General features: G+C 69.6%; 6 protein-coding genes. All 6 read right to left on the reverse strand.

Annotation, left to right across the window (positions count from 1 at the left end; genetic code table 11):
- Positions 1-317, reverse strand: a 317-nt coding sequence (gene ribD, locus D183_RS25070) for a bifunctional diaminohydroxyphosphoribosylaminopyrimidine deaminase/5-amino-6-(5-phosphoribosylamino)uracil reductase RibD (protein WP_039728298.1), incomplete at its 3' end; no start/stop codon positions are given.
- Entirely contained in the window at positions 314-796 is a 483-nt protein-coding gene (locus tag D183_RS0116975; protein WP_017910052.1) for a GNAT family N-acetyltransferase, read from the reverse strand. The genes D183_RS0116975 and ribD, both read right to left, overlap by 4 nt.
- Positions 797-800: 4 nt before the next feature.
- Complete coding sequence (gene nrdR / locus D183_RS0116980; RefSeq protein ID WP_010340907.1) at positions 801-1,331, reverse strand: transcriptional regulator NrdR; 531 nt, start codon at positions 1,329-1,331, stop codon at positions 801-803.
- Positions 1,332-1,545: 214 nt separating this feature from the next.
- Positions 1,546-2,814, reverse strand: coding sequence for a serine hydroxymethyltransferase (gene glyA / locus D183_RS0116985; protein WP_017910053.1), 1,269 nt, complete (start codon positions 2,812-2,814; stop codon positions 1,546-1,548).
- A 122-nt stretch (positions 2,815-2,936) separates the two neighbouring features.
- On the reverse strand, positions 2,937-3,452 hold the full coding sequence (locus D183_RS0116990) for an RcnB family protein (RefSeq protein WP_017910054.1): 516 nt from the start codon (positions 3,450-3,452) through the stop codon (positions 2,937-2,939).
- Positions 3,453-3,562: 110 nt separating this feature from the next.
- Positions 3,563-4,244, reverse strand: a 682-nt coding sequence (locus D183_RS27555; RefSeq protein WP_017910055.1) for an MmyB family transcriptional regulator, incomplete at its 5' end; no start/stop codon positions are given.

Here is a 4,244-nt window from a genome sequence, read left to right on the forward strand (position 1 = left end):
ACCCGCGCCACCCCGGCCTCGATCAGCGCCAGCGCGCACGGCGGGGTGCGGCCGTAGTGCGCGCACGGTTCCAGGGTCACGTAGGCGGTGGCGCCGCGGGCGCGTTCGCCGGCGGCGCGCAGCGCGAACACCTCCGCGTGCGGCCCGCCGGCGCGCTGGTGGAAGCCCTCGCCCACCACGACACCGTCGCGCACGATCACGCAGCCGACCATCGGGTTGGGCCGCGTGGTGTAGGCGCCGCGTTCGGCCAGGCGCAGGGCCTGCGCCATCCAGCGATGGTCGTCGGCGGAGAAGCCAGGCACGGCGTCGGCGCTCATGTAGATGCAGATGCGGCGCTAGCGTCGCGGCGCATCACCACGATCTGCAGCAGCCCCAGCGGCAGGTCGGCATGGCGCTGCCAGCCCATGCGCTCGTAGAACGGCACCAGCACCGGCTCGCAGTACAGGTACAGCCACTGCACGCCGAAGCGCGCGGCAGCCTGCACGCAGTGCGCGACCAGGGCGGCGCCGACGCCGGCACCGCGTGCCTGCGGCCGCACGTACAGCGTCGCCAGCCACGGCGAAAACTGGCGGATGCGCGCGTCGTCGTTCTGCAGCAGGCTCACCGACCCCAGCCAGTCCTCGCCGTCCAGGGCGATCCAGCTGGTGGGGATGCGGCGTTCGTCGCGGTGGCTGCGCAGGTCGGCCTCGGCCTCCACCACGTTCCACTCCGGCAGCAGCGGGCCGAACGCCTGCAGATGCTCCTGCGCCAGCGCGGGAATGTGCTGCGCGGCCTCGGCCAGACAGACGATGCGCATGCGCTCAGCGCTTGCCGGTCTTGTCGCCCGGCTTGGCCGCGCGCACCAGGTCCAGCAGCGGCAGCTGCTCGCTGCCCACCGGCAACTCGCGCTCGAGCTTCTCGATCTCCTCGCGGAAATCGGCCACGTCCTGGAAGCTGCGGTACACCGAGGCGAAGCGCACATAGCCGACGTGGTCGAGCTTGCGCAGCTCGGCCATCACGTACTCGCCGACCCGGATCGAGGGCAGTTCGCGCTCGCCGGACATGCGCAACTGGTGCACCACCGCACGCACCGCCGCCTCGATCTGCTCCTCGGCCACCGGCCGCTTCTGCAGCGCGCGATCGAAGCTGGTGCGCAGCTTGCGCGCATCGAACGCCTCGCGGCCGCCGTCGCTCTTGATCACCGTCGGCAGCTTGAGTTCGATCGTCTCCAGCGTGCTGAAGCGCTCGCCGCAGGCCTCGCACTCGCGACGCCGGCGGATCGTCGCGCCGTCCTCGGACACGCGCGAATCGATCACCCGGGTATCGGTGTGCTGGCAGAAGGGGCAGTGCATTCAGGGCGCCGGGAATGGGGAAACGGGAATGGGGAATGGGAACGTCAACAGCGCAAGCGTAGCGCTTCTGACCATTCCCGATTCTCCATTCTCCATTCCCGCCTCAGCCGTATAGGTGCCGGGAGTGGGGAAACGGGAATGGGGAATGGGAACGCCAAAGGCGCCAGCTAGCACTTTCAACCATTCCCGATTCTCCATTCCCCATTCCCGTTTTTCAGCCATACACCGGATATTTGCGGCACTGCGCGGTCACCGCGTCGCGCACGCGCGCCAGCACGGTGTCGTCGGCCGGGGCGTCGAGCACGTCGGCGATCCAGTTGGCCAGGTCGACGCAATCCTGTTCCTGGTAGCCGCGGGTGGTGATCGCCGGGGTGCCCAGGCGCAGGCCCGAGGTCACGAACGGCGAGCGCGGGTCGTTGGGCACCGAGTTCTTGTTGACGGTGATGTGGGCCTTGCCCAGCGCCGCTTCCGCGTCCTTGCCGGAGACGTCGCGGCCGATCATGTCCACCAGCATCAGGTGGTTCTCGGTGCCGCCGGAGACGATCTTGTAGCCGCGCGCGATCAGGGTCTTGGCCATGGCCTGGGCGTTCTTCACCACCTGCTGCTGGTAGGCGGTGAACTCCGGCTCCAGCGCTTCCTTGAACGCCACGGCCTTGGCCGCGATCACGTGCATCAGCGGGCCGCCCTGGATGCCGGGGAAGACGATCGACTGCAGCTTCTTGGACAGGTCTTCGAGCTTGTCGCCGGCGCCGGCGGCACTGGCGACGATGATGCCGCCACGCGGGCCGCGCAGGGTCTTGTGGGTGGTGGAGGTGACCACGTGCGCGTGCGGCAGCGGGGTCGGATAGACACCGGCGGCGACCAGGCCGGCCACGTGCGCCATGTCCACGAAGAAGTAAGCACCGACCTTGTCGGCGATGGCGCGGAAGCGCGCCCAGTCGATCACCTGCGAGTAGGCGGAGAAGCCCGCCACCACCATCTTCGGTTTGTGCTCCACGGCCAGGCGCTCGACCTCGTCGTAGTCGATCAGGCCCTGGTCGTTGACGCCGTACTGCACGGCGTTGAACAGCTTGCCGGAGGCGTTGACCTTGGCGCCGTGGGTCAGGTGGCCGCCGTGCGCCAGCGACATGCCGAGGATGGTGTCACCCGGCTGCAGCAGCGCGAAGTACACCGCCTGGTTGGCCTGCGAGCCGCTGTGCGGCTGCACGTTGGCGTAGTCGGCGCCGAACAATTGCTTGACCCGGTCGATGGCCAGCTGCTCGGCGACGTCGACGAATTCGCAACCGCCGTAGTAGCGCTTGCCCGGATAGCCTTCGGCGTACTTGTTGGTCAGCTGGCTGCCTTGCGCTTCCATGACCAGCGGGCTGCAGTAGTTTTCGCTGGCGATCAGCTCGACGTGGTCTTCCTGGCGGCCGGCTTCGGCGGCGATGGCGCGGGCCAGGTCGGGATCGTAGGTTTCGATGCGGGCGTCGCGCGGGAACATCGGGTCTCCGGGGGGCATGGACAGAAGGCAGACGACTAGTTTAAGCCCCGCGCGCGGCCGAGGGCGAACCAAAACGCAGACGGCCTCCCGCAGGAGGCCGTCTGGCGATGCCGCAGCAGGGCTCAGCGGCCGCTGAGCACCAGGTCGGCGATGATGCCCGTGGCGATGGCGACCAGTAGCAGGTTGCCGGTGTCGTCGCGCACCCAGCGGTAGCCGTACGGCGGGCGCCGGACCTGGTAACGGTCATAGTCGTAGACCACGTAGTTCGGGCCGTAGTAGCGCTGGCCGCGCGCCCAGCGCGGCGGACCCGGGCGGTAGTAGACGACGTCCGGGCCGTTGCGATAGCCATCGCGGTAGCCGCGGTCGTAGGCGCGACGGGCGTCGCGGCGGTCGCGCTCACGGTCGCGCCAGTAGCGCTCGCGATCGGCGTCGCGGTAGCCGCGGTCGTACCAGCCATGATCGCGCGGACCCGGTCCCGGCGGCGGGGGTGGCGGCCCCGGAGGACCCGGAGGACCCGGCGGGCCCCAGCCCGGACCGGGACCCGGGCCGCCCGGACCCCAGGCGAACGCGGGTGGCGCCATGAAACCCAGCGCCAGCGCGGACGAGAGGGCGATTGTGGCAATGCGTTTCATGTTCATGGCAACTCCGTCACGTGGTGTGGCGGTTGCATTTAGGCCGTTTTCGTCTGAACCGTCTCCTGCTGGAATCGGTTACGTATTCAGCTTCACGGATCGGGCTAGGAAAGCGTTCATCCAGCGGCATTTCCGGCCTGCGCGTGCAGGCGCAACAGCGCCGCCTGCGCCGTGTCATCGGCTGGCAAATAGACCACCAGACGGTTGCCGTTGCGCGGCGCCGACCACCAGTTGACCTGCTGCAGGCGCAGCTCGCCTTCCTGCGGATGGCGGAAGCGCTTGAGCTGGTTCTCCACGCCGCGCACCTCGCGCCGCTGCCGCCACAGCGCATCGAACTCGGGAGAGGCCGCGCGGTAGCGCGCCAGCAGCGCCTCCCATTCCGGCTCGCCCAGGTGTTCGGCCATCGCCGCGCGCAGCAACGCCACCATGTGCTGCAGCACGTCCTGGCGATCGAGCAATGCATCGCGCCAGCGCGGATTGGTGAAGGCCTGATAGACGCAGTTGCGGTCGGCGTCCGCCAGGTCGGCCAGGGTCACACCCATCAGGCGCTCGAAGGCCGGGTTGGCGCCGAGGATGTCGAAGCGCGGGGTCTGCAGCATTGCCGGCCACGGGCCGAGCTGGTCCAGCAGCATGCGCCCGGTGCCGGTCAGGCGTTGGCACGGCGGCGGCGCCAGGGCGGTCGTGCCGCCCACGCCGGCCAGCGCCAGCACGTGCGCGGTTTCGACCTCCGAACACTGCAGGGCGCGGGCGATGGCGGTCAGCACGCGCGCCGAGGCGCGGACCGGGCGCCCCTGCTCC

This window comes from Xanthomonas sp. SHU 199 (assembly GCF_000364665.1).
GTDB lineage: Bacteria > Pseudomonadota > Gammaproteobacteria > Xanthomonadales > Xanthomonadaceae > Xanthomonas_A > Xanthomonas_A sontii.